The following is a 23,820-nucleotide window of genomic DNA, read 5'->3' on the forward strand; positions in this document are numbered from 1 at the left end:
ATGAGCGAACAGTTTCCGCTCCGGATCTCGGCAATGTTCCGTTCCGGGATCTCGGGGTATGTCAAGAATCTCGTCCCGCTCACGGCTGCTGGCGCAGTCACCATCGCCGTCTTCGGCATCTTCCGCTTCTGGGCGCAGATGGCGATCGACGACGGCAAGACGTTTCAGTCGATCGTCTTCGATCTTCTCGGACTGGTGCTTGCCGGAACGGTTTCGCTGCCGTGGTTCGCCTATGCCCTGGACGCGGCTCGCATCAAGCCGATCGACCTTGCCGCGCCGTGGCGCAGCGGGGGGCAGTTCGCCGCGCAGCTCGTGTGCGCGATCTTCTTCTGGGCCGCCTTCATGCTCGGCTTGCGTTACCTGGCAGGGATCCCGTCGATTCTCGCCGCCCTGTTCTACGGCTTCTACGGCTATGTCGTCGCCGATCGAGCGGCCAAAGGAGGCTTGCGAGCACTCGGCACCAGCGTGCGTCTCGGCACCAAGCGCCGCGTTGCGCTCTTCGCGATCTTGGCGCTGTTCGCCGTCTTCAATCTGCTGGCTGCGATTCCACTCGGCTACGGGGTGTCGGCGCTGACGGTGGTGCTCACGCTCGCCCTGCTGACGGTGACTGCCAGCATCACGCTGGTGGGGGGAGCGTGCCTGTACGACGCGCTGACGGAACGATTGGGCGAGCAATGAGCGAATCACCTGAGGTCAGGCTCAGCGGCACGCCGGCCTCGGCGGGCGTTGCGGTGGGGCCGGCGATCGTCATCGACTCCCAAGCCGTGGTGGTGCCTGATCTGGAGGATCCAGCCGACGCGTTCAGCGAAGCGAGCGCGGCGGTGAGTCGACAACTTGAAGCGATGTGCGAGACGGCCCGTGCGGCCGGACGCGCCGAAGCTGGTGACGTCCTCGAAGCCCAGGCGCTGATGGCACAGGACCCGATGCTGGCCGATGCCGTCGCTGCTGCCCTCGGCGACGGTGCTGGCCTCGGCGAGGCGCTGCAACAGGCGCGCCAACAGATCGAAGAACTATTCGCGGCAATCGATGATCCGTACATCGCGGCACGCGCCCAAGACGTGGTCGAGGTCACCGAGCGGATCAGCCGATGGCTCGCCGGCGTCGACGTACCGGACTTGGGCCAGATCGCCGAGCCGTCGGTGCTCGTTGCACGGGCGCTCACGGCAGCCGACACCGCTGCGCTCGACCCTGCTTGTGTCCTCGGCTTCGTGACCGAGGCCGGCGGGCCCACCTCGCACGTCGCCATCATTGCTCGATCACTGGGGGTCGCGGCCGTGGTGGGCGCCGCCGGCATCGTCGAGCGCACGCGGGCAGGTGACCCAGTTGCCATCGATGGCGCGACCGGCGACGTCGTCATCCACCCGACCGAGGTGACGGCCGAGGCCTTCGCGGCACGCCGCGAGGCTTTCGAGGCAGCCGTTGCTGCCGCCGAGCAGTTCCGCGGGATGAGCGTGGCCCTCGGTGAACATCGGGTCGACGTACCCGCCAACGCGGGGTCCCGGGACGATGTCGAGCGCGCCGTGGAGGCCGCGGCCGACGGCATCGGCCTGCTGCGCACGGAATTCCTGTTTCTCGACCGGTCCGATGCCCCCGGCGAGGACGAGCAGTTCGACTTCTACTCCTTTGCCGGCGCCAGCTTCAGCCAGCCCGTCGTGATCAGGACGTTCGACATCGGCGGGGACAAGCCCGCGCCCTACCTCGGCATCGCCGCGGAGGAGAACCCGTTCCTCGGTGTGCGCGGCGCGCGCCTGTACCGCGAGTTTCCCGAGGTCTTCGAGACGCAGGTGCGCGCAATCCTGCGAGCTGCGGCCGACACCCAGATTTGTCTGATGCTGCCCATGGTGTCGACGGTGACCGAGATCGGTGACTTGCGCGGCTGGATTTCCGAGATTGCGGCTGAGTTGACGGCCCGCGGCATCCGCCATGAGATGCCGCCGATCGGGATCATGGTGGAAGTCCCCTCGGTGGCACTCGTGGCCGACGCCGTAGCGCCGCATGTCGACTTCTTCTCGATCGGGACCAACGACCTCACGCAGTACGCCATGGCCGCCGACCGCACCAACACCGCGCTCGACGAATTCCAGGATCCGCTCCACCCTGCGGTGCTCGCCTTGTGCGAGCGCACGGTGGCCGCGGCGAAGCGCCACGGCATCAGCGTGTCGGTGTGCGGACTCGCTGCGGCCGACCCGCTCGGCGCGGCGGTGTTCGCTGCCATGGGCGTCGACAAGCTCTCGGTCAGCCCGCGAACGGTCAATTTGGTGAAATCGGCGATTGCGGCGACTGAAGCGTCAACCGCCGAGGAGATGGTGCGCACCGCACTCGCGGCGGCTACGGCTGACGAGGCTCGCAGCATGATCGCCAACCCGACTCGAAGCCCATGAGGGCCATGCTCGACACCCGCGCCCTGCGGATCACCCGGTGGCTGCTGCAACAAGACCAGCCCCGCAGCACGGCCGCGCTCGCTTCGGATCTCGGACTGAGCCAGCGCGTCGTCCGCTACCGCCTCGACCAAGTCGAGCGGTTCCTCCTTGGGTGCGGCGCGGAACTGGCGCGCAAACGCGGTCAAGGATTGCTCGTCAATGCCTCGCCCGATGTTCGCTCACGAATTGCCGCCGATATCCGGTCGTTGCCAGATGTGCCGCGGGTATATGCCCCGCCTGAACGGGTCCGGATACTCCTTGCCGCGCTGCTGTGGGAGGCGCCCGATGTGGTGTCCCTCGAGGAGCTCCACCTGGAGCTGGAAGTCTCGAAGACCTCGGCCCGGCGCGATCTGCAGAGCTGCGAGCCATGGCTGGAACGCAACGGGCTTCCGCTGGTGCGACGCGCAGGTCGGGGAATCTCTGTTGTCGGCACCGAGCGACGTATCCGCCGCGTCACCGTGCAGCTCATACTCGAAGCAATCCCAGAAGAGGTCCTGCACCTGCAGCTTGCGGAGGCTCCGTCTGCAGCACAGCAGGCGACCGCTCGGATACCGGTCGGCCTGCTGGAGCGGATCTTCACGCTTCCCTTGGTCGAGACCGCTGCAATAGTCAGGTCCAGCGCGCTCGGCCAAACCCTCACCACGGGGCGCAGCGATGCGGTCTTTGCCCTGTATCTCGCAGTCTCGGTCGCCCGCATCCAAGCTGGCCGCAGCGTCGCACTCGATGCCGGCTCGCACCGCTCTGCAATGGACCATCCCATTGCCCGCAACGTCGCGGCGATCGTTCCGAGCTTGGAGCAGCTCGCCGGCGCCAGCCTGCCTGCTGCGGAGGTCGCAACGATCACCGAGTACCTGCTCGGACTCGACGCGCTCGACACCGCACGTTCCAGCTCAGACTCGGTCGGCGACGATCTTCTCGACGAGATCATGCACCTTGCCGGCGAGCGGCTGCATACCGCTCTCGTCGATGATTCCGAGCTCAGGCGGGGACTGGCGTCCCATCTCGAGCGTCTCGGTGTCCGGATGCGCTACGGGTTGCCGATTCACAATCCGCTGCTCGACGAAGTGCGCGAGCGGTATCCCGATGTGTACGCGGTCGCCCGCGAGATGGCGTCGCTGATCACCGAGGCGATGCATGTGGCGGTCGCCCCCGACGAGATCGGCTTCATCACCATGTACCTCTCGGGTGCGATGGAGCGAGCCAGGCTGCGGCCGAGGCGTCGCGCCCTCGTCGTGTGCCCCAGCGGGATGGCCACCGTCTGGGTGCTCGTTTCGCGAATCAAGTCCGAGTTCCCCGAACTGGACCTTGTGCAGGTCCTGTCTGAACAAGGTTTCGAAGAAGTCCGCCATGACGACTTCGATTTGGTCATCTCGACGGTGCCGCTTGGGCCAAGCGACGTGCCAGTGGTGGTGGTCAGCCCCCTGCTGTCGACCACCGATGTCGCCCAGGTTGCCGCGTACGCCTGATCCTGTCGCTGTCCCAGCCGGTCGCCTGAGAGGCAAATGTCTCCCGTTGCGACGTCACCATCGGCCGATTGGTGTTGAGGCAAAGCGCGGCGCGCGCACCGGAATGTCACTGTCGACCGGTGCCGTATTGGCAGTAGAGCCGGGTGGGCCCCAAGGGCGATGATGTTCCCATCGCCTGAAGCAAGGGGGTTCTACGAATGCTTCAACGTGTCCAACGTTTTGGCGGGTTCTTGTCGAGCATGGTCATACCGAATATCGGTGCGTTCATCGCTTGGGGGTTGATCACCGCCCTGTTCATTCCGACGGGTTGGCTAGCCAAGACCAACCTCGACTGGGACTGGGATGCCATCACCGGCAACACCGTCGGCCCGATGATCAAGTACTTGCTGCCGATGCTCGTCGCCTATACGGGCGGCAAGCTGATCCATGGTCATAGGGGGGGGGTGCTGGGCGCTGTTGCTGTGCTCGGCGTCATCGGCGGTGCCTCGTTCGAGTTGTCGTCCGGTGCTGTCGGCGATCCGCCGCAGTTCCTCGGTGCCATGGTTATCGGCCCACTCGCCGGCTGGGTGATGAGAGAGATCGACAAGTACCTGGAGGACAAGCGTCCTGCGGGCTTCGAGATGCTCATCAACAACTTCTCCCAAGGCATTGCGGGCGTCATCTTGGCGATGCTCGGTTATGTGGTCATCGGCCCCATCATGTCAAGCCTCGCGACGGCGTTCGGCAACATGGTCGAGGGCATCAGCGATGCCGGCTTGCTGCCGCTGATGGATCTGCCCATCGAGGTCGGCAAGGTGCTGTTCCTCAACAACGCCATCAACCACGGGGTGCTCACGCCACTGGGCAGCACCGACGTGGCGGAGACGGGCCGCTCCATCTACTACATGCTCGAGTCGAATCCCGGACCTGGTCTGGGGCTGCTGCTTGCGTACTGGTTTGCCGGCAAGGGGTTGGCCAAGCTGTCTGCTCCAGGTTCCATCATCATCCACTTCCTCGGTGGCATCCACGAGGTGTACTTCCCGTATGTCCTGATGAACCCGGTGATGATCGGCGCCATGTGGGCCGGGGGCATCGTGGCCGACATCGTGTTCGTCATCTTCGATGCAGGCCTCACCGGGCCGCCGTCGCCGGGCAGCATCTTCGCCTACATCTCGTTCTTGCCGTCCAGCGGCGGGGCCGTTGCAGGCGTGTTCCTCGGCATTGCAGCAGGGGCCGCAGCCGCGTTCGTAGTCGGCGCGATCCTCTTGAGGCTGTTCCCGGTCCCAGAGATCGACGACAGCGACGACGACACCTCGCTCGACGATGCGATGGAAGGCGTCCCGCTGAGCTGAAGTACGCGGAGGTTGTGCAGACCCCCAGATGAGCGCAGCCTGAGGAGGCCGGGGCGGTTCAGGTTTGCTGACCGCCCCGGTCCTCCTAATCTCGATGGCACCGTTTCCCTGCGTGCTGGGGGCGTACGGGGGGCGCCAGTGTCTGAGGTACCGACCGGAGGTCAACGATGACGGAGCGAGTAACCAAGACAGCGAACGACGTGAAGCTGATCGTGTTCGCCTGCGAAGCAGGGATGGGCAGCAGCCTCATGGGCGCGAATCAGTTGAAGAAGCTGGTCAAGAAGGCGAAGCTCGACATCACCGTCGTGCATCGGCCCGTGGGGCAGCTCGCAGACGATGCCGATGTGATCGTCGTTCATCAAGGTCTCGCGAAGCAGGCGAAGGAGAAAGTTCCCACGGCGGCCATCGTGCCGTTCGTCCTGTTCATGAATGACCCGTCGGTGAAGCAACTCGTCGCGACGCTGAAGGCCGGTGATCCGGTCGTGTCGAAGATCTGAGCCCTGGCGTGGACGGCAGCGCAGACGGCGGCCTCGGGTCTGTCCTGACTCGAGCGGATGTCGTGCTCGGGTGCAGCGCGAATTCCATGGACGAGGCCATCGAGCACGCGGGCAGTCTGCTCGTCAATCGCGGCTCGGTCACTCCCCCCTACGTCGAGGGGATGAAGCAGCGGGAGCGGGTTGTCTCGACCTATCTGGGCAACGGTGTCGCCCTGCCCCATGGGGTGAACGAGAGCAAGGAATTCATCCGGACGACGGGGATCGTGCTCGCTCAGTATCCCGAGGGCGTCGACTGGGGGCAGGGGACGGCCTATCTGGTGGTCGGGCTGGCGGCGGTCGGCGACGATCACGTACGCGTCCTGTCCCAGCTGGCGGAGATACTGCAAGACGAGGAGTTGTGCGAAGAGCTGGCGCAAACCGGCGATGCTGACTTCGTCTACGACCAGCTGAGCGCTGCACCACCCGACGACGATTGACCGCAGGAACTGGAGATTTCGATGGACTCAGTGTTCGCCGAGGTGGTCATCACCAATCCCCATGGCCTTCACGCCCGACCGGCGGCCGTCATGGTCGAGAGGCTGAAGACCATCGATGCGGAAGTCAGGATCGAGGCTGGCCAAAAGACGGCCAGCGCAGCGAGCATCATGAGCGTGCTCGCGCTCGGAGCAGGGACCGGTGACACCGCACGTGTGCACTCCCAGGGACCGCAGGCGCAAGCCGCGCTTGAGGCTGTCGTGGCCATTCTCACCGAGGAGGAGTGACATGAGCCGACTCAACCATGACGAACTCATTGCATCAGTTGTGGCAGCGGTTGGGGCATCAGCCGATGCCTCGGGCGCGGCCGATCTCGTCTTCGACAAGGGCTCCATCGTTGTCGCGGCGAGCGCCGACGACCTGAAGGGCGCTTTCAAGCGTGTGAAGAAGATCGACGGCTACCGGTGGGTGGCCATCAACCGCGCCGACTTGTTCGGTGCGAACCCGCTTTCCCTCGGGTCCAAGGCCGGGATCATCGACGCCCATGGCGAGATTCTCAAGAACGCAGACATACCCCGCAGGAAGGTCTGACCGCACGTCTGCGATGGCCGCGAGAGCGCCCGCACACGTTCACCGTGGATCGGCGCAGAATCGGCGCAGGGTGGCGCGAAGTCGCTAGCGTTGCGATCCGTGTCCGACCTCTTGCGGAGCTATCTGACTGTCGCGATCTTCGGTGCAGCGGCAGTTCTGATGGCCTTCACGATGTTCGGCGTCGCCCGGATCCTGCGGCCGCAGCGACCGACGCGCCAGAAGCTGATCGCCTACGAAAGCGGCGTCGATCCGGTCGGCAGCGACTGGTCCCAGAGCCAGATCCGCTATTACGTCTTCGCGGTGCTCTTCGTCCTGTTCGACGTAGAGGCCGTGTTCATCTTCCCTTGGGCGACACGGCTCGAGGTGTATGCCCTGTTCGGCCTGGTCGAGATGGCGATCTTCATCTTCATCTTGGTGCTGGGCCTGTTCTACGCATGGCGCAAGGGCGTCCTGCGCTGGGTGTGAGGGGCTGAGGGAAACCGCACGATGGCACTGGTCGACAAGGTCAAATTGCCCAAGCCGCTCACCTGGCTGCTGAACTTCGGCCGGGCACGCTCGCTGTGGGTGTACCAGTGGGGTCTGGCCTGTTGCGCCATTGAGATGGGCGCCGCATTCGGCTCGCCCCGCTACGACGTCATGCGCCTGGGCGTCATCCCGTTCCCGGCCAGCCCGCGCCAAGCCGACCTGGTGGTGATCTCGGGCACCGTCACCGACAAGATGGCCCCGGTCATCCGGCGCCTGTACGAGCAGATGCCCGAGCCCAAGTACGTCATCTCGATGGGTTCATGCGCCAACTGCGGCGGTCCCTACTGGGACAGCTATTCGGTCACCAAGGGCGTCGATCAGATCATCCCGGTCGACGTGTACGTGCCCGGCTGCCCGCCACGGCCCGAAGCGCTGCTCGAAGGCATCGTGCTGTTGCAAGAGCGCATCCAGCGCGAAGACATCCAGGAACGCTGGCGAGGCGAGCCGATCGTGGTGCCGCCCTCGGCATCAGCATCGACACGTGTCCCGCCGACGGCGGGAGCATCAGGGGCAGTGCCGCCCTCGGCAACCGCCCCCGCGCAGGTGCAGGCGTAGCGATGACGGACGCGACCGACGACGCGGCAGCGCCCGGCGATGATGCCCGCGAAGCACTCGCCGCCGAACTGTCTGGGTTGCTCGGCGATGCGTTGGTCGAATCCCATATTGAGGCAGGCGAGAACCTCTGGCTGCGCGTCGAAGTCGAGCACTGGCACGCCGTGATGGCTGCGCTGCGCGACGCCGGGTTTGCCTACTTCGGGTTCCTGTCGGCCATCGACTGGACCGATGCCCCTGAAGGCCGCTACGAGGACACCGAATTCGATGCCGCGGGCGTCGGGACCGATGACGACGAAGCCGCCAGCGCCACTGCCGCCGAGACTGTGCGGCGGGGAGGCGGCGAGACACGCTTCCAGTTGCTGGCGCAGCTGCACTCGCCGGCCCGTCACGCCGCCGTTCTCATCAAGGCCGACTTGTCCGACGTCGACGGTGTGCCTGAACCGGTGCCGTCGATCATCGACATCTTCGCCGGCGCCGACTGGCATGAGCGGGAAGCCCACGAGATGTTCGGCATCGTCTTCGACGGTCACCCGAACCTGGAGCACATCTACCTGCCCACCGAGTTCGAGGGCCACCCGCTGCGCAAAGACTTCCCGCTGCTGGCCCGTGCGGTCAAGCCGTGGCCTGGTGTGGTCGACATCGAAGAGATCCCGCCCGAGCTCGAAGCCCAGCTCGAAGCCGAAGTGATGGCCGAATTCGAGGCATCCGGAGCGGGCGCATGAGTCCCGATTCCGTGGCACCGGCGATGTCTGATGGCGCTCGCAGGCTCGCGTCTGTGTCCAATTGTGCTCGCAGGCTCGCATCTGGAGCGGGCGCATGAGTCCCGCAGCGGCATCGACGACGCTGCGCGAGCAGCAGGCCTACGTGGCGGCTCAGGCCGCCGACGCCCGCGTCAACATCGAGCTCGACACTGGCGACATGACGCTGAACATCGGCCCGCAGCACCCCGCCACCCACGGCACGCTGCGCATCGCCTGCCGGCTCGACGGCGAGCAGGTCATCTCAGCCGAACCGCTGATGGGCTACATGCACCGTGGCTATGAGAAGCTCTGCGAGGTCCGCACCTACCCCCAGTGCACCACGCTGATCAACCGCATCGACTGGCTGGGCAGCTTCGCCAACGAAGTGCCGTTCATCTTGGCGGCCGAACAGCTGATGGGCGTCGAGGCCCCGCCCCGAGCGCAGTGGATCCGCACGATCCTGTTCGAGCTCAGCCGCATCGCCAATCTGTCGCTGTTCCTGGGCGACATGGGCGTGCAGGTCGGGGCGCTGACGCCGGTCTTCTTCGCCTTCCGCGACCGTGAGCGGGTGCTCAACCAGATCGAGGAAGTGACCGGCGGCCGCTTCCATCCCAACTTCGACCGTATTGGCGGTCTGAAGGATGACATCCCCCGCGGCTGGATTGCCGAGACGCACGCTGTCATGGCCAAGATGCGCGGCTTCTGCGACGAGATGGAAGACCTGCTGATGGGCAACGAGATCTTCCAGACTCGCTGCCGCAGCGTCGGCGTGATCCCCGGCGACGTGGCGCTGAGCTACGGCTTGTCGGGCGCCAACCTGCGAGCCAGCGGGGTCGACTGGGACCTGCGCCGAGACGCCAACCCGGGCCTCGCCTGGGACCAGATCGACTGGCGTGTGTGGACACACCCCGACGGCGACTCGTTCGCCCGCTACTGGGTGCGCCTGCAGGAGACCCGCGAGGCCACCAAGATTGTCGACCAGCTGCTCGACGCCATCCCCTCGGGCCCGATCATGGCCAAGGTGCCGCGCATCATCAAGGTGCCCGCCGGCGAGGCCTACGTCTCCACCGAGAACCCTCTGGGCGAGATGGGCTACTACGTCGTGTCCAAGGGCGGCCTCGAACCGTTCCGGGTGAAGATTCGCACGCCAAGCTTCAGCAACATCTCGATCGTGCCTTGGGTGATGCGAGGCACCTACGTGCCCGACATCATCACCATCCTCGGTTCGCTGTATTTCATCCTCGGGGACATCGACCGGTGAGCGAGCTGACCCTTTCGGGAGCGCTCGGCCTCGCGTACTGGGCCGAGACCAGCATCAAGCTGGGCGTCGCGCTCATCGTCATCCCGACGGCTGCGCTGATGCTGGGCTACCTGTTCTTGCTCAAGATGATGGCGTTCATGCAGAGCCGGCTGGGCCCCACCGACGTGGGCCCTCACGGCTCGCTGCAGCTCATTGCCGACGCAGTGAAGTTCCTCCAGAAGGAAGACATCCACCCCGCCGCTGCCGACCGGCGGGTGTTCCGGGCGGCCCCGGTAGTGGTGCTCGCCTCGTCGTTCCTGCTCTTCGTAGTGCTGCCCACGGGCCCCGACGCCGTCGTGGAGAACCTCGACACGGGGATCTTCTACGCGATGGCGGTCTCGTCGCTGTCGGTGCTGGGCGTGCTGATGGCGGGCTGGGCCTCGGCCAACAAGTACGCGCTGCTCGGCGGCCTGCGGGCGGCCGGCCAGCTCATCGCATACGAGCTGCCGCTGATCCTCGCCGTCATGGGCGTGGTCATCCAGGCCGACTCGCTGAACCTGCAGACGATCGTCGAGGCACAGGCAACCGGCGAGATCTTCGGATTCGGCCTCATCGGCAACCCCTTCATCCTGACCCAGTTCATCGGCTTCTTGATCTTCATGATCGCTGCGCAGGCCGAGCTGACCCAGACGCCGTTCGACATGCCCGTGGCCGAGACCGAGCTTGTCGGCGGTTTCCACGTGGAATACACCGGCTTCCGCTTCCTGCTGTTCTTCATGGCCGAAGTCGCCACGGCGTTCGCGTTCTCGGCGCTGGCCACCGTGATGTTCCTGGGCGGCTGGTGGATTCCCGGGTTCGACATCGACGCCCCGATACTCAACGTGCTCGGACCGGTGGTGATGCTCGTCAAGATCCTGCTGGTGGCCTTCGTCATCTTCTGGATCCGCTTCACCTACCCCCGCCTGCGCGAAGACCAGCTGCAGAAGTTCGCCTGGAAAGTCCTCATCCCGCTCTCGCTCGCGAACATCGTCGTGACCGGAATCTTCAAGGTGGTGCTCTAGATGCCACAGCTCCCCGGACTGCTGAAGGGCCTCGGCGTGACTGCTCGCACTGCGGTGCGAACGCTGTTCCCCAAGCGAGGCATGCGCACGCTCATCCCTGCCCCCCAGCAGGGGTCGGTCACCGTGCAGTACCCCCACGAGAAGGAAGCCCCGCCCGACCGCGCCCGGGGCGTGATCGCCCTGCATGAGGAGAACTGCACCGCGTGCATGCTGTGCTCGCGCTCGTGCCCCGATTGGTGCATCTACATCGAGGGTCACAAGGTCAAGGCGCCGCCCCGGCGTGCTGGCGGTGCGGTCCGTTCGGTCAATGTGGTCGACCGGTTCGACATCGATTACGCGCTGTGCATGTACTGCGGCATCTGCGTGGAGGTGTGCCCGTTCGACGCGCTGTTCTGGACACCCGAGTACGAATACTCCGAGCCGCATATCGCCGATCTGCTGCATGACCGGATCCGGCTCAGCGAGTGGATGGAGACCGTGCCCGAGTTCCAGGCCTATGAGCCCGGCTCGGAGCAGAAGGTGCGCGTGGTGCCCGACTTCGGAATCGACGATTTCGCTCCCGCGCGCAAGCTCGAAGCTGGCGCAGCGTCTGATGGCGCTCGCGAGCTCGAGTCCGCTGAGTCCGATGGCGCTCGCAAGCTCGCGTCGGGGCAGGGGAGCTAGGACGCCCGATGGTTGCGCAGAACATCGCCTTCGGCATCATCGCGGGCATCACCGTGCTGGCCGCGCTGGGCATGGTGACGACGCGCAACATCGTGCATGCAGCCCTGTTCCTGGTGGCGGTGCTAGGCGGTCTCGCCGCGAACTACGTGCTGCTCACCGCCGAGTTCATCGCTACCACGCAGGTGCTCGTGTACATCGGCGCCGTGATGGTGCTGTTCCTGTTCGGCATCATGCTCACACGGGCGCCGATCGGGCGAATACCGCAGATGACCGGGGCCACCTGGCCGGTGGCCGCGCTGTCGGCGCTGGCGCTGGGCGGCGTCACCATCTACGCCCTCATCGACCGCTTCGGCACCGACTCGCTGGCTACCGACAACACGGTCTTCCGCACGGCCGACGTGTCGGACTCGGTCTTCTCGCAGTACATCGTCCCGTTCGAAGCTGTCTCGGTGCTGCTGCTCGCAGCACTGATCGGCGCTGTCGTGCTGGCGCGGCGGGACTGAGGCGGCCGTGATGAATGCGTCAGTGATGGGTGTCTCCGTGATGAGGGCCGCAGCGGTAGGTACAGCGGCGTCGCACGCTGAGGAGGTGCTGCGATGCTGCTGAACCAGTTCCTGCTGCTCGGTGCGCTGCTGTTCGCGGTGGGCGTCTATGGCGTGCTGGCGCGCCGCAACGGCGTGATGGTGTTGATGTCGATTGAGCTGATGCTGAATGCCGTCAACCTCAACCTGGTGGCGTTCGGGCTGCAGCACGACGTTGTGTCGGGGCAGGTCTTCGCCCTGTTCATCATTGCCGTTGCAGCCGCCGAGGTCGGCGTGGGCCTGGCCATCGTGTTGCTGCTGTACCGCAACCGCAGATCGATCGCGGTCGACGAGTTCGACCTGATGAAGGGCTGACGGAACGCGCATGTGGATCCTTGAGAACGCGTTCTTGATCCCGCTGATCCCGGCGGTCTCCTTCCTGGTCATTCTGCTGTTCGGGCGCAGCGTCATCGGCGCCGAGCGGGTTCACCGGGTGGGCATCACCGCCGTGGGCATCGTGTGGATTCTCTCGATGATCGCGGCGGCGTCGTGGGTCACCAAAGTGGAGGACTCCACGTCTTCGACCTCTGACGACGGCGAGCACGCACTGATCGTCGCCAACGAAGGCTTGAGCGCTTCGGGCTCGACCGTCGTGGACGGTGATCTGCATCTCACCGCGGAAGACGGCCACGGTGCCGACGATGGCCATACCTACGCCACAGGGCCCAACCCGGTCATCACCGAGGTCGACGGCTGGTGGTCTTCGGGCTTGGAGAGCTTCGCCGTCGGCACGCTCGTGGACGGCCAGACCGTGTTGCTGCTGGTGGTGGTGACCTCCATCTCGCTGCTCGTGCACATCTACTCCAGCGAGTACGTCAAGGGCGACCGGCGCTTCGTCCACTACTACGCCTTCCTGAGCCTGTTCACCGCCTCGATGCTCTTCTTCGTCATGGCCCAGAACCTGGTCCAGATGATCGTGGGCTGGGAGCTGGTGGGCGTGTGCAGCTTCGCTCTCATCGGGCATTGGTGGGAAGAACGCCCCAATACCGACGCGGCGCTCAAAGCCTTCCTCACCAACCGTGTCGGCGACATCGGCCTGCTCGTCGGCGTCATCATCCTGTTCGGCACGTTCGACACGTTCAGCATCGACGGCATCAACACGAAGATCGGTGAGGCGAGCCAAGAGGCCGCGGCCACAGGCATGCCGAACGAGCACCACTTCGCACTGCTGATGGCCTCGATCGCGTTGATGGCGGCGGTGTGCTCCAAGTCGGGCCAGTTCCCGCTGCACACGTGGCTGCCCGACGCCATGGCCGGCCCCACGCCGGTCTCCGCGTTGATCCACGCAGCGACGATGGTCGTCGCGGGCGTGTTCATGATCGGCCGGCTGTACCCGGTCTTCTTCGAGGGTTTCTCCATCGGCACCTCGTCGATCAATCTGATGGCGTTCATCGGCGGGTTCACGGCCTTGGTCGGCGCCGGGCTGGCCTTCGCTCAGTGGGACATCAAGAAGGTGCTGGCCTACTCCACCGTGAGCCAGCTCGGCTACATGGTGATGGCGCTGGGCGTGGGCGCCTGGACCGCCGCCATGTTCCATCTGTTCACGCATGCCTTCTTCAAGGCTTGCTTGTTCCTGGGCGCAGGCTCGGTGAGCCACGCCGCCCACCACACCTTCGACATGCGGGAGATGGGCGGCCTGCGCAAGTACATGCCGCACACCTACAAGACCTTCGTGATCGCGACGCTGGCGCTCGCGGGCATCTTCCCGTTCGCCGGCTTCTGGTCCAAAGACGAGATCCTGTTGGGAGCGTTCGCGGGCCAACAGAACGCGTACCCGATCATGCTGGCGTTCGGCGGCATCGTGGCCCTGCTGACCGCCGCCTACATGACCCGGGTTATCTGGTACACGTTCTGGGGCGAGTACCGCGGCCACGGACACCCGCACGAGTCGCCCAAGGTGATGACCGTGCCGCTGTGGATCCTGGCGGTCATGGCGGTGGTTGCTGGCGCGTTCAACCTGCCGACACCAGTGCTGGAGCTGTTCGGGCTGGAGCGCTTTGCCCACCTGGTGCAGACCTACGCCGAGCCGACGCACTACCTCAATGCGATCGGCCTGTCGCATCCCGATCCGTCGCTGTGGCTAGCGCTTGTGGGATTGGCGCTCGCTTTGGGCGGCATCGCCATCACGTTCCTGTATTTCTGGCGCAACGCCGGGCCGCATGGGCTCACCGAGCGCAACCGCTACGCCAAGGCGGGCTACACGTTCCTTGAGCAGAAGTACTACCTCGACCACCTCTACACCGACATCGTGGTGGGCTCGATCAAGGCGCCGATCGCCCGGGCCGCCAACTGGGTCAACAACAACGTGATCGACAAGGTGGTCAACACAGCGGGCGAGGGGGCGCGCGACAGCGGCCGTTGGGTGTATCGCTGGATCGACCAGGGCACCATCGACAACACCGTCAACGCGCTCGGCTCGGGTGCCGACGCCGGCGGTCAGGGTCTGCGGGTGATGCAGACCGGCAAGGTCCAGAACTACGGCTCGCTGCTGTTCGGCACCGCAGCCGTGGTCGCCATCGTGTTCGTGATCGTCCTGTGACCTTCCCCGCCGCTCGCCCCGTCGCCGTCAAGGTCATGTCCTGTCGGCATGTCGCTCCAGGCGGCTTCGCCCGACGCAGCGCGACCTCGCTAGCCCGCGGCCTTGACCTCGCCGCTCCGTGTTCCGATCGAGAGGGAGCTTCCTAGTGGACGCAACTGGATTCGACGCCTGGGCGCTGACGCTCGCAGTATTCCTGCCGGCCGTCGGTGCGCTCGTGATGATGGTGGTGCCGCGCGCACACGAACTCGAACTGAAGATGGTGGCGCTGGGTACCTCGCTAGCCACGCTGGCCGTGGGTGTCTACCTGCTGTTCGCCTTCGACTACAGCAATGCCGGATCGCTGCAGTTCGGCGTGCACAAGGGTTGGATCGACGCCATCAACGCGGACTACATCCTGGGTCTCGACGGGCTGTCATTGCCGTTGCTGATCCTGTCGATGGCCATCATCCCGCTGTGCGTGATCTACTCGTGGGAGCACATCCCTGAGCCGGGCAACGCCAAGGCCTTCTTCATCTTGATGCTGATCTTGGCTTCAGGCATGAACGGCACATTCGTAGCGCAGGACTTGATCCTGTTCTTCGTGTTCTTCGAAGTCGTGCTGCTGCCGATGTACTTCATGATCGGGGTGTGGGGCGGCGAGAACCGCCGCTATGCCTCGCTGAAGTTCTTCCTGTTCACCTTGTTCGGCTCGGCGTTGATGATCGTCAGCTTCGTGGCGCTGTACTTCGTGGCCACCAACGACGCCGGGGCAGCGCTGAACACGTTCAACATGAGCGAACTCGCCGAGGCCGCTGGCGGCGACTTGGCACGCGGCACCCAGGCGATCATCTTCGCGGGTCTGTTCATGGGCTTCGGCATCAAGGTACCGATGTTCCCCTTCCACACTTGGCTGCCCGATGCGCACACCGAGGCGCCCACGGTGGGCTCGGTGATTCTGGCGGCCGTTCTGCTGAAGCTCGGCACTTACGGCTTTGTGCGGATCGCACTGCCATTCCTGCCCGAGGGTGCTGCAGCGTGGGCGCCGTGGATCGGCTTGCTGGCGGTGATCGGGATCATCTACGGCGCCTTGGGCTGCCTGGCGCAGACCGACATGAAACGCCTCATCGCATTCAGCTCGGTGGCTCATATGGGCTTCGTGATGCTGGGCATTGCGACGCTGACCCCGATCGGCATCAACGCTGCGGTGTTCGGCATGGTGGCCCACGGGATCATCACCGGGATGCTGTTCTTCCTGGCCGGCTCGGTCAAGGAGCGCTACCACACCCTGGAGATCGGTCGGCTGGGCGGCCTTCTGAAATCGGCGCCCCGCATGGGCTGGATTCTGGCCATCTCGGCGATGGCTTCGCTGGGCCTGCCCGGCTTGGCGGGGTTCTGGGGCGAGTTCCCGGTGATTCTGTCGGCCTACAACCCTGGCGCCGGACTTTCCGAAGAGCTGTTCCGCACCTACATGGTGATTGCCGCGGTGGGCACGGTGTTTGCTGCGGGGTACCTGCTGTGGCTGTTCCAGCGCAGTGCGTTCGGCGAACCCAAGCCCGAGTGGGAAGGCCACACGATCGCTGATGTGAACCGCTACGAGTGGGCGGCGTGGATGCCGCTCATCATCGCGATGGTGCTCTTCGGCTGGGTCCCCGGCCTGATCTTCGACATGGTCGATGGCGTGTCGACCGGCATCGCCGACAGCATCAGCGCGGCAGTGGGGTCCCGATGATCGATGCCGACCATATTGACGCCGACGCCGATGCGACCGAAGGCTGACGGGAGCTAGCGATGGGCACCGAGGCGATGCTCGCGTTCGTGCGGCCGGAACTTGACTGGCACGCGCTCGCGCCCGAGTTGACTCTGCTGGCTGTCGGCACGCTGGTGACCGTTTTCGACATCGCGCTCGACGACAAGGCCAAGCGGATGATGCCGACGCTGGCCGGCATCGGCCTGCTGATCACGCTGGTGCCGATACTGACGTTGGCAGCCGACGGCGCCGAACGGTCCATGTTCGGCGGGGCCTACGTTGTCGACGACTTCTCGCTGGTACTCAAAGCGTTGTTCATCTTGGTCGGCTACGTGGTCGTGCTGATGTCGGTCGACTACGTGCGCGAAGGCGACTACTACGAGAACGAGTACTACACGCTGCTGCTGACATCGCTGCTGGGCATGGTGATGATGGCCAGCTCACGCGATCTGGTGAGCATGTTCGTTGCGCTGGAGCTGCTGTCGATCCCGGCGTACATGCTGGCTGCGTGGCGCAAGGGCGGGCCCCGTTCGAACGAGGCGGGTCTGAAGTACTACTTGATGGGGGTCTTCGCTTCTGCGGTGATGCTGTACGGCATGTCGCTGGTGTTCGGCGTGGCCGGCGATACCGATTTCGGGACGATCGCTGAGGCGCTGAAGGGCGAGGGATCGAGCCCGATCGTCATCGTGGCGATCCTGTTCGTGCTGATCGGCTTCGCGTTCAAGGTGTCGGCTGTGCCGTTCCACACTTGGGCGCCCGACACCTACGAGGGCGCGCCGACGCCGGTGACGGCGTTCTTGTCGGTGGCGTCGAAGGCAGCCGGCATGGTGGCGCTGCTGAGCTTGGTGTTCGTGGCCTTCGAAGGGGCCGCAGACGTGGTGCAGCCGTTCTTCTGGGTGCTGGCCGTGGTGACGATGACGGTGGGCAACCTGATCGCTTTGCGTCAGACGAACATCGTGCGGATGCTGGCCTATTCGGGCGTCGCGCAGGGCGGCTTCATGCTGGTGCCGTTCGCTGTGGCGTTCGAGGGCGATGCTTGGACCGCCGCTGGGACCGGCATCACCACGACCACGCTGCCCAGTGCCTATGAGGCGGTGATCGTCTACGCCATCATCTACGCCTTCATGAACCTGGGAGCGTTCAGCGTGGTGCTGGCAGTGGCACGGCGGACCCGCTCGGGCGAGATCGACAGCTACGCCGGGTTGTTCAGGTACGCGCCAGGCATGGCGGTGCTGATGACGGTGTTCTTGGCATCGTTGGCTGGCATCCCGCCTGCAGGCGGATGGTTCGCCAAGTTGGTCATCTTCCGGACGCTGGCTGAAGCGAGTACACCGGCGGGCTGGGTGCTGGCGGCGATTGTCGCAGTGAATGCGGTGATTGCGTTCGGCTACTACGCCCGAGTGCTGACCCAGATGTGGTTCCAGCCAGTGCCCGAGACGGTTGCGCTCGGAGTGGATGCGAGCGGCGATGCCGACGACGAGCCAGCCGACGAGCCAGCCGAAGCCCTTGCGCACGACGACGGTGGGTTCGTGGCCACCGAGACTCGCCAGCAGACAATGGTGGCGTTCACCCCGGGACCGATCCCCATGACCGGCGCGCTCGCAGCCGCGCTGGCCATCACCGCGATTGCGACCATGGCGCTCGGCATCTTCCCCGGCCTCGTCAGCCACTTCAGCGACGTCGCGTCGTTCTACTTGGGCGGCTGATCGCCTGGCGGAGTGGCCGCCCGCGATACGTGGGCGAGTTGGTCTCCATTGAGTTTCAATGAAATTCATTGGAACTCACAGAACGGCTGCCGCTAAGACTGAGCCGTTCCAGCAACGCTCACTCAGCAGGGCGTCTGCGCGCAATACTGGAGGCAGTGTCCATGTCCGAAACCGCACTCATCAGCGCCGTTGTCATCGTGCAGTTCACCGTCTTGGCCGGCCTTGTGCTCTATCTCGCTCAGCGCATCGAGCGTCACATCGACCGTCTTGATACCCGCATCGACCGCTTAGGGGCCCGATTTGACGCCAGGTTCGAGCGTCTGGAAGAACGGCTGCGGATGCTCGAACTCGGCCAATCGAAACTGGAAGAGCGGATGCGGACGGTCGAACTCGGCCAATCGAAACTGGAAGAGCGGATGCGGACGGTCGAACTCGGCCAATCGAAACTGGAAGAGCGCATTCGGGCACTCGAACTCGGCCAGGCGAAACTGGTCGGGCGGCTGTTCGGAGACGATCCGAGCGAATTCGAGTCGGCTTCCGATGAGACAGCGGCATCGCTCGCAGGAGCGTCAGCAGCAACGGCGTAGTCCGTGGTCGCAGCATGAGCGACGGTCTGGCGTCCATGAGGTTCGACGAGTACATGGACGAGGCGTTGTACGGCAGCGGGGGCTTCTATACGCGTGGCGGGCAGCCGGGTTTGCGGGGCGGCGACTTCGCGACGTCAGTCGAGTTGGGTTCGCTGTTTGGAAGGTGCGTGGCCGGCTACTTGGATCGCACTTGGCATGAGCTGGGGCAACCCGATCCGTTTACGGTCATCGAAGGCGGGGCAGGGCGGGGAAAGCTGTGTCTCGATGTGCTCGCCCACGTGGTCGAGTGCAATGACGCGCTTCGTTACGTGATGGTCGAGCGAGTGGCCCACCAGCGTGACGCGGCATTGGCAGCGGTCCTCGAACCGGAAGCCGGACATGTTGCCGAGACCCTCGAGGACCCGAGCAACGCCGTACCGCCGCACCCACCCGTCCTAACGGCGCCAGACCTGCCGACCGGGCCGCATGTCGGTGTGGTGCTCGCCAACGAACTGCTTGACAACCTGCCCTTCCGACTGCTGGAACGTTCGGCCACCGGCTGGCAGGAGGTCTATGTGACGTGGGCTGCCCCCGACGCTGCTGCTCCCGATGCTGCGTCTGGCGCTGGATTTGTCCACACCGCTCCAGCGCTCGGTGTTGGGCCTCGGGCCGATGTCGCCTTGCGGGCGCCGACTGAAGCGGTTCAAGTGCTGCAGACAGCGCCGGCCGATGCGGCAGCAATGGCTGAAGCGCTGGCACCCGACGCCGAGCCAGGGGCACAAGTTCCATTGCAGTTGCGGGCCGCGGTATGGATGAGACGCGCTCTCGGCCTGCTCGGCCGTGGCCGTGTGCTGGTCTTCGACTACGGCGTCCGCGCCACCGCCGAGCTAGCGGCGCGTCAGCAGGCTGAATGGCTGCGCACCTATCGCGCCCAGCGCCGCGGGCACGAGCCGCTGCGGGATCCCGGAAGCGCCGACATCACCTGCGAGGTCGCCTTCGACCAGCTGCCGGCGGGCGTGGTGTTGAGCACGCAGGCCGATTGGCTGGCCGGGGCCGGCATCGACGAATTGACGGCAGGCGCGAGGGCGCTGTGGGAGCGAAGCCGGTCCAACCCGACCGCCGACGCACTGGCGGCTCGGGCTCTGCTGTCCGAAGCAGCGGCACTGACCGACCCGACCGGCATGGGCGCCTTCTGGGCCGCAGAATGGCATGTGGCGCAGTAGCCGACGATTTATGGACGCATCATGTGTACTTGAATATTGGCCGTTGTATTGCGAGGAGTCTTGAATGTCTGAGTTTCCGAGCATGGAACAGCCGCCGCCGACCTTCATGCGTCGTGCGTGGGCCGGCATGCGACGGTACTGGAGCCGTTTCTGGGAATCGGGCCTCTGGGGTGCCCTTCAGAGAATCGAGTCCGTTGCCTTCATCATCCTCTTGGCAGTGCTCATCTGGCGGGTTGCTACCGACTGATTCCTGGCTCGTCGGATGGCCTTCATGTGTGTGATCCATATGGCACCGGTGAGAGCCGTGACCAGGAGTTCGACTTGCGACGCGAGACGCACGGTGGCGTCGATGTCCGCCGCCGATGGTCGTGGGCCGTCACCCAACCGCGGCCGGTCTTCGTGGCGCGTGCCGTAGCGCAGTGGGCCGCCGAGTTCGCGTTCGATGGCGGCCGCTACGGCTGCTTCGGCGACCCCAGCGTTGGGGGAAGGGTGCGCCGGCGCGTCCCCACACACCGCTTGCCAGATGGCACGTGCCCGGCGCGGACGCAACGCTGCGACAAGCACGGCGAACAGCCGCGCTGGCACGTAGTTCGCCACGTCATCGATTCGGGCGGCAGCCCAGCCGAACTGTCGGTATCGCTCATCGAGCCGCCCGACCATGGCGTCCATCGTGTTGACTGCCCGGTAAGCCGTCGCACCCGGAGATCCCGCCACGACGGCCCAGAACACGGGCGCAACGACAGCGTCGACGCTGTTCTCGGCGACTGACTCGATGACCGCAGCAGCGATGCCGGACTCGTCGAGTTCGCTGGGATCGCGGCCCACCAGCGCGGGAAGCGCAGCTCGAGCTGACTCCATCTCATCCGCCGCCAGGTGATCAGCAATTTGCAGCGCAACCGAACGCAGCTCTCGGCCGGCAGCGGTCAGCGCAACAGCGCAAGCGGTTGACCTCAAAAGGGTGCCGACGACCGCTCCGACGGTCACGCCAGTCGCTGCGTAGACGACGCCGGCTGAGCGTCGATCAGCCCAGATGCGCTGCTCGAGCTTGGTCATCAATGATCCGAACCCACGCACCGGATGGACGCTTGGGGGAGGTTCCCCACCGATCCGATCGCCCAGCAGTCCCAGCGCCGCGGCGCCGCTGCGCCGTGCCATCTGGTTCATGGCGAGCCTGACGCACTCATGGGTTCTGCGGCAATCCGGCCTGCACTGCGCTGTGCACGGCGATAGCGAGCTTGCGCCCCCACACCGACCGCGGTCCCGCGAAGCGCTCCTGATGCCCAGTCGCTGGCCACGCAACGACCACCGCATCCGTGGCGGTGCCAGTGCCGTCAATCCCGCCCTCGGCCAGCGCCTGCACCTTCGCTTCGGTGGCCGTCATCGTGGCGTTCACAGCCGCGCCCGGATCCAGTCCGACCGGAAGCTGGACGACCACGTTGATGGTTCCTGCTTCCAGCGGCTCTGGGACATCGTCGCTTTCTGCAGCCCAAGTGGGCTGCGAGATGCCGACGGTGGCGTGGACGACGACGCCGTCGCATTCAGCCCGGCAAACGCCACGGACGTCGACCGCGGTGAACAGAGCCGTCCCCCTTCCGTCGAGGCCCAAGTTCGAGGCGATTTCCGCGGCGTGCTCATCAAGATCAGTGCGGGCGTAGCCACGTTCCACACCGACGTTCAAGATCCAGTCGATCCGGCCGGCACCGCCGTTCACGCTCGCCGACGAGATCGCCTCGGTTGGCCGGTCGAAGCGCCATACCAGGACGTCCCCACCCACACTCGCTACAACAGGTTCGAGGGCGGCGCTCACCGGCGGGACATTACAGAGACGCTGCTGCGATCGGTAGACAAGCGAGGTCGCTAACTCGAATATTCAGTTAAATCTATATAGACTAAGATCTATGTTTAGCCGATGGTCTGGGAGATCAACGGCACGGACGAGTTCGCTGAGTGGTTCGGCGAACTCGGTCGCGGAGCGAAACTGGGTTCAGGAGGCCAAGAGGTGGGACACAAGGAGTTCGGCCAGATCGTCGGCGACATCGGGCCAGTACGGCGTGCGCGTATCGATGCGATCAAGCACGCAGCCCGAACCGAAGCCGTCGCGTTCAATCTCGCGCAGCTCCGCAAGCATCGGCGGCTGACCCAGGTTGAGCTTGCGCAGCGTCTTGAGCGGGCCCAGGCGTCGATTTCGGCTATGGAGACGTCACGGGACAATCTGCTCTCGACATGGCGTGCGGCGGTCGAAGCGATGGGCGGCCAGCTCGAACTGGTTGCCGTGTTTCACGACGAGCGCATCACCATTCCCGCTGGTCCGCCTGCCGAAGTGCCCGAGCCGACGCGTCCAATTCCGGGAATCTCGGAAGCGCGCAGCGCGAGATAGCCATCCCGACACGATCGTGGGACGCGCAGCGCACACAGACGGGACATACAGAGACGCTGAAGCATCTTCGGATGCAGTCTTCGAACCGGCCGCGCGATGCGTCGCCTCCTGGGATGATGCTCTATGCGGTGAGCAAGGCGGCGGGGATGACGCCGGTGCCGTCGCGTCGGCGGTATGCCTCTTTGCCGGTAGTGATGACGGCTGCGTCGAGCAGTTCGTCTCCGAGCTGGTCTGCGAGCCATGCCAGGTGCTGGGTGTCGCGGTCTTTGACCGTCGCGGACAGCTTGACTTCGAGCGCCACGACCCGCCCGTCGCTCCGCTCGACGATCAGGTCGATCTCGTGCTCGCCGCCGTGAGTTCGCAGGTGGTAGGTGCGTGCCCGGTTCGCATGCGCATACACCCGTACCGACAGAGTCGCCAGCGACTCGAACATTGCGCCCAGCAGAGTGCCGTCGCGGGGCACCGGGTGATCGGTTGACCGTCCATCGAGCAGTGCTGTGGCGTCGAGGCCGAGGCAGCGGAGTGCCAGGGCGGGGTCTGTCAGATGGTGTTTAGGTGCCGCGGCGAGTCGGCGCAGCCGGTTGCGGGTCGGCAGCCACGCCGGCAGTGATTCGATCAGCCAGATCTGCTCGAGCGCGCGCTGGTAGGCGGTGGCTGTGGGCGGGGAAGGTCGCTCGGCCGAGTCGGTTGCTGCGGCCTTGCGGACCACCGTGAGAGACGCCGCAGTCGCCGTGGCCGCGGCGTACGCGGCAAGCCAGCGTCGCAGTGCCAGCCGGTTGCGGATGCTGGCGCCGGATTCGCCGATGTCGTGGTCGACGGCCCGGTCGATGTAGCAGTCGAGCAGATCGGTGCGCAGCACCGGGTCAAGCTGTCGGATTCCGGGGAAGCCGGAACGGGCAATCTCGTGCGCGTAGTCGGCCAGATTCGCCTCCGATCCGCCCGAGAGCGGAGGCCGTCGTCCTGACAGCAGTCCACTGAGGCTTACGGCCGGCGCAGCGAGTCCGCGCTCGGCCAGCGAAAGCGGGTGCATCCGCAACGTGACGAAACGTCCCGCGCCCGAGTGAGTTGGCCGTTCGCGCGGTGTCGCCGAGCCGGACAGCAAGAAGCTCGAGCGCTTCGTGCGGTCGTCGACGTGATGTCGGACGAGATCTCAAGACGCCGGGTAGCGCTGCCACTCGTCGATGAGCACCGGCGGCTCGCCCCCAGTCAGGCGCGACGGGTCCCCGAACATGAGTTCCAGCTGCTGCTCGTCGTCGAGGCGATGCACCGTGCGTGCGCGACGCAGCGCCGTCTCGGTCTTGCCCACCGCGCGCGGCCCCTCCAGCGAGACTGCGGGCAGGCCAGCCAGCATCTCGTCGAGCCGCCTGTCAACGATGCGCGGAATGTACCCAACGGCGTCAGTAGCGCCCACGAAGTTCCAGTTTACGATTTCGACGGTTTGAAATTGTCCATTTCGACGCCTCGAATTTCACATTTCCGACGCTTCAAGCTTGTCGGATGCTCCCGACCCACAGCGAATGATGTTGTAGCCAGCGGCCG

At 65.3% G+C, this 23,820-nt stretch carries 26 protein-coding genes; 22 read left to right on the top strand and 4 right to left on the bottom strand.

Going from position 1 to position 23,820, the window contains the following annotated elements; all coding sequences use genetic code 11:
• The 21 genes from ACOOF5_RS07115 (at window position 1) to ACOOF5_RS07215 (ending at window position 19,904) form a co-directional block, all read left to right on the top strand.
• Entirely contained in the window at window positions 1-678 is a 678-nt protein-coding gene (locus ACOOF5_RS07115; RefSeq protein WP_420437819.1) for a hypothetical protein, read from the top strand.
• The gene (gene ptsP / locus ACOOF5_RS07120) at window positions 675-2,381 is read left to right on the top strand and encodes a phosphoenolpyruvate--protein phosphotransferase (protein WP_420437820.1); all 1,707 of its coding nucleotides are present in this window, start codon (window positions 675-677) and stop codon (window positions 2,379-2,381) included. Before ACOOF5_RS07115 ends, ptsP begins: the two co-directional genes overlap by 4 nt.
• 5 nt (window positions 2,382-2,386) lie before the next feature.
• Window positions 2,387-3,886, top strand: a complete 1,500-nt coding sequence (locus ACOOF5_RS07125; protein ID WP_420437821.1) for a BglG family transcription antiterminator — start codon at window positions 2,387-2,389, stop codon at window positions 3,884-3,886.
• A gap of 239 nt (window positions 3,887-4,125) precedes the next feature.
• A complete protein-coding gene (locus ACOOF5_RS07130; protein WP_420437822.1) occupies window positions 4,126-5,217 on the top strand; it encodes a PTS transporter subunit EIIC in 1,092 nt (363 codons plus the stop codon).
• Between the two features lie 167 nt (window positions 5,218-5,384).
• Entirely contained in the window at window positions 5,385-5,714 is a 330-nt protein-coding gene (locus ACOOF5_RS07135; protein ID WP_420437823.1) for a hypothetical protein, read from the top strand.
• An 8-nt stretch (window positions 5,715-5,722) separates the two neighbouring features.
• A complete protein-coding gene (locus ACOOF5_RS07140) occupies window positions 5,723-6,190 on the top strand; it encodes a PTS sugar transporter subunit IIA (RefSeq protein WP_420437824.1) in 468 nt (155 codons plus the stop codon).
• Window positions 6,191-6,211: 21 nt separating this feature from the next.
• Window positions 6,212-6,475, top strand: coding sequence for an HPr family phosphocarrier protein (locus ACOOF5_RS07145; protein WP_420437825.1), 264 nt, complete (start codon window positions 6,212-6,214; stop codon window positions 6,473-6,475).
• 1 nt (window position 6,476) lies between these two features.
• A complete protein-coding gene (locus ACOOF5_RS07150; RefSeq protein WP_420437826.1) occupies window positions 6,477-6,779 on the top strand; it encodes a hypothetical protein in 303 nt (100 codons plus the stop codon).
• 99 nt (window positions 6,780-6,878) lie between these two features.
• Window positions 6,879-7,244, top strand: coding sequence for an NADH-quinone oxidoreductase subunit A (locus ACOOF5_RS07155; protein ID WP_420437827.1), 366 nt, complete (start codon window positions 6,879-6,881; stop codon window positions 7,242-7,244).
• Between the two features lie 21 nt (window positions 7,245-7,265).
• Entirely contained in the window at window positions 7,266-7,859 is a 594-nt protein-coding gene (locus ACOOF5_RS07160) for an NADH-quinone oxidoreductase subunit B (protein ID WP_420437828.1), read from the top strand.
• Between the two features lie 2 nt (window positions 7,860-7,861).
• Window positions 7,862-8,581 carry an NADH-quinone oxidoreductase subunit C gene (locus ACOOF5_RS07165; protein WP_420437829.1) on the top strand — a complete coding sequence of 240 codons (720 nt, stop codon included), beginning with the start codon at window positions 7,862-7,864 and terminating at the stop codon, window positions 8,579-8,581.
• A gap of 94 nt (window positions 8,582-8,675) precedes the next feature.
• On the top strand, window positions 8,676-9,860 hold the full coding sequence (locus tag ACOOF5_RS07170) for an NADH-quinone oxidoreductase subunit D (protein WP_420437830.1): 1,185 nt from the start codon (window positions 8,676-8,678) through the stop codon (window positions 9,858-9,860).
• The gene (gene nuoH / locus ACOOF5_RS07175) at window positions 9,857-10,900 is read left to right on the top strand and encodes an NADH-quinone oxidoreductase subunit NuoH (RefSeq protein WP_420437831.1); all 1,044 of its coding nucleotides are present in this window, start codon (window positions 9,857-9,859) and stop codon (window positions 10,898-10,900) included. Before ACOOF5_RS07170 ends, nuoH begins: the two co-directional genes overlap by 4 nt.
• Window positions 10,901-11,563, top strand: coding sequence for a NuoI/complex I 23 kDa subunit family protein (locus ACOOF5_RS07180; RefSeq protein ID WP_420437832.1), 663 nt, complete (start codon window positions 10,901-10,903; stop codon window positions 11,561-11,563).
• 8 nt (window positions 11,564-11,571) lie between these two features.
• Window positions 11,572-12,066 (top strand): NADH-quinone oxidoreductase subunit J, encoded by a 495-nt coding sequence (locus tag ACOOF5_RS07185; protein ID WP_420437833.1) that lies wholly within the window; start codon window positions 11,572-11,574, stop codon window positions 12,064-12,066.
• Window positions 12,067-12,159: 93 nt separating this feature from the next.
• On the top strand, window positions 12,160-12,459 hold the full coding sequence (gene nuoK / locus ACOOF5_RS07190; RefSeq protein ID WP_419551211.1) for an NADH-quinone oxidoreductase subunit NuoK: 300 nt from the start codon (window positions 12,160-12,162) through the stop codon (window positions 12,457-12,459).
• 10 nt (window positions 12,460-12,469) lie between these two features.
• Window positions 12,470-14,683: an NADH-quinone oxidoreductase subunit L gene (nuoL, locus tag ACOOF5_RS07195; protein WP_420437834.1), complete on the top strand. Its 2,214-nt coding sequence runs from the start codon at window positions 12,470-12,472 to the stop codon at window positions 14,681-14,683.
• Between the two features lie 145 nt (window positions 14,684-14,828).
• The gene (locus ACOOF5_RS07200; protein WP_420437835.1) at window positions 14,829-16,391 is read left to right on the top strand and encodes a complex I subunit 4 family protein; all 1,563 of its coding nucleotides are present in this window, start codon (window positions 14,829-14,831) and stop codon (window positions 16,389-16,391) included.
• A 59-nt stretch (window positions 16,392-16,450) separates the two neighbouring features.
• Window positions 16,451-18,115, top strand: coding sequence for an NADH-quinone oxidoreductase subunit N (locus ACOOF5_RS07205; RefSeq protein ID WP_420437836.1), 1,665 nt, complete (start codon window positions 16,451-16,453; stop codon window positions 18,113-18,115).
• Window positions 18,116-18,276: 161 nt separating this feature from the next.
• Window positions 18,277-18,702, top strand: coding sequence for a hypothetical protein (locus tag ACOOF5_RS07210; RefSeq protein WP_420437837.1), 426 nt, complete (start codon window positions 18,277-18,279; stop codon window positions 18,700-18,702).
• A gap of 14 nt (window positions 18,703-18,716) precedes the next feature.
• Window positions 18,717-19,904: an SAM-dependent methyltransferase gene (locus ACOOF5_RS07215; protein ID WP_420437838.1), complete on the top strand. Its 1,188-nt coding sequence runs from the start codon at window positions 18,717-18,719 to the stop codon at window positions 19,902-19,904.
• Between the two features lie 177 nt (window positions 19,905-20,081).
• Here ACOOF5_RS07215 and cbiB read toward each other — a convergent pair whose 3' ends face one another.
• Together cbiB and ACOOF5_RS07225 are read right to left on the bottom strand one after the other, a co-directional pair.
• A complete protein-coding gene (gene cbiB / locus ACOOF5_RS07220) occupies window positions 20,082-21,068 on the bottom strand; it encodes an adenosylcobinamide-phosphate synthase CbiB (RefSeq protein ID WP_420437839.1) in 987 nt (328 codons plus the stop codon).
• A 16-nt stretch (window positions 21,069-21,084) separates the two neighbouring features.
• Window positions 21,085-21,711 carry an adenosylcobinamide amidohydrolase gene (locus ACOOF5_RS07225; protein WP_420437840.1) on the bottom strand — a complete coding sequence of 209 codons (627 nt, stop codon included), beginning with the start codon at window positions 21,709-21,711 and terminating at the stop codon, window positions 21,085-21,087.
• Window positions 21,712-21,813: 102 nt separating this feature from the next.
• Between ACOOF5_RS07225 and ACOOF5_RS07230 the strand changes: the two genes are divergently transcribed.
• Complete coding sequence (locus ACOOF5_RS07230; RefSeq protein ID WP_420437841.1) at window positions 21,814-22,281, top strand: helix-turn-helix domain-containing protein; 468 nt, start codon at window positions 21,814-21,816, stop codon at window positions 22,279-22,281.
• A 121-nt stretch (window positions 22,282-22,402) separates the two neighbouring features.
• Here ACOOF5_RS07230 and ACOOF5_RS07235 read toward each other — a convergent pair whose 3' ends face one another.
• Window positions 22,403-23,311 carry an ATP-binding protein gene (locus ACOOF5_RS07235; RefSeq protein WP_420440923.1) on the bottom strand — a complete coding sequence of 303 codons (909 nt, stop codon included), beginning with the start codon at window positions 23,309-23,311 and terminating at the stop codon, window positions 22,403-22,405.
• Window positions 23,312-23,431: 120 nt separating this feature from the next.
• Window positions 23,432-23,692 carry a hypothetical protein gene (locus ACOOF5_RS07240; RefSeq protein ID WP_420437842.1) on the bottom strand — a complete coding sequence of 87 codons (261 nt, stop codon included), beginning with the start codon at window positions 23,690-23,692 and terminating at the stop codon, window positions 23,432-23,434.
• Between the last annotated feature and the right edge of the window lie 128 nt (window positions 23,693-23,820).

The sequence above is a fragment of the Candidatus Poriferisodalis sp. genome, from assembly GCF_965214215.1.
Lineage (GTDB): Bacteria > Actinomycetota > Acidimicrobiia > Acidimicrobiales > Poriferisodalaceae > Poriferisodalis.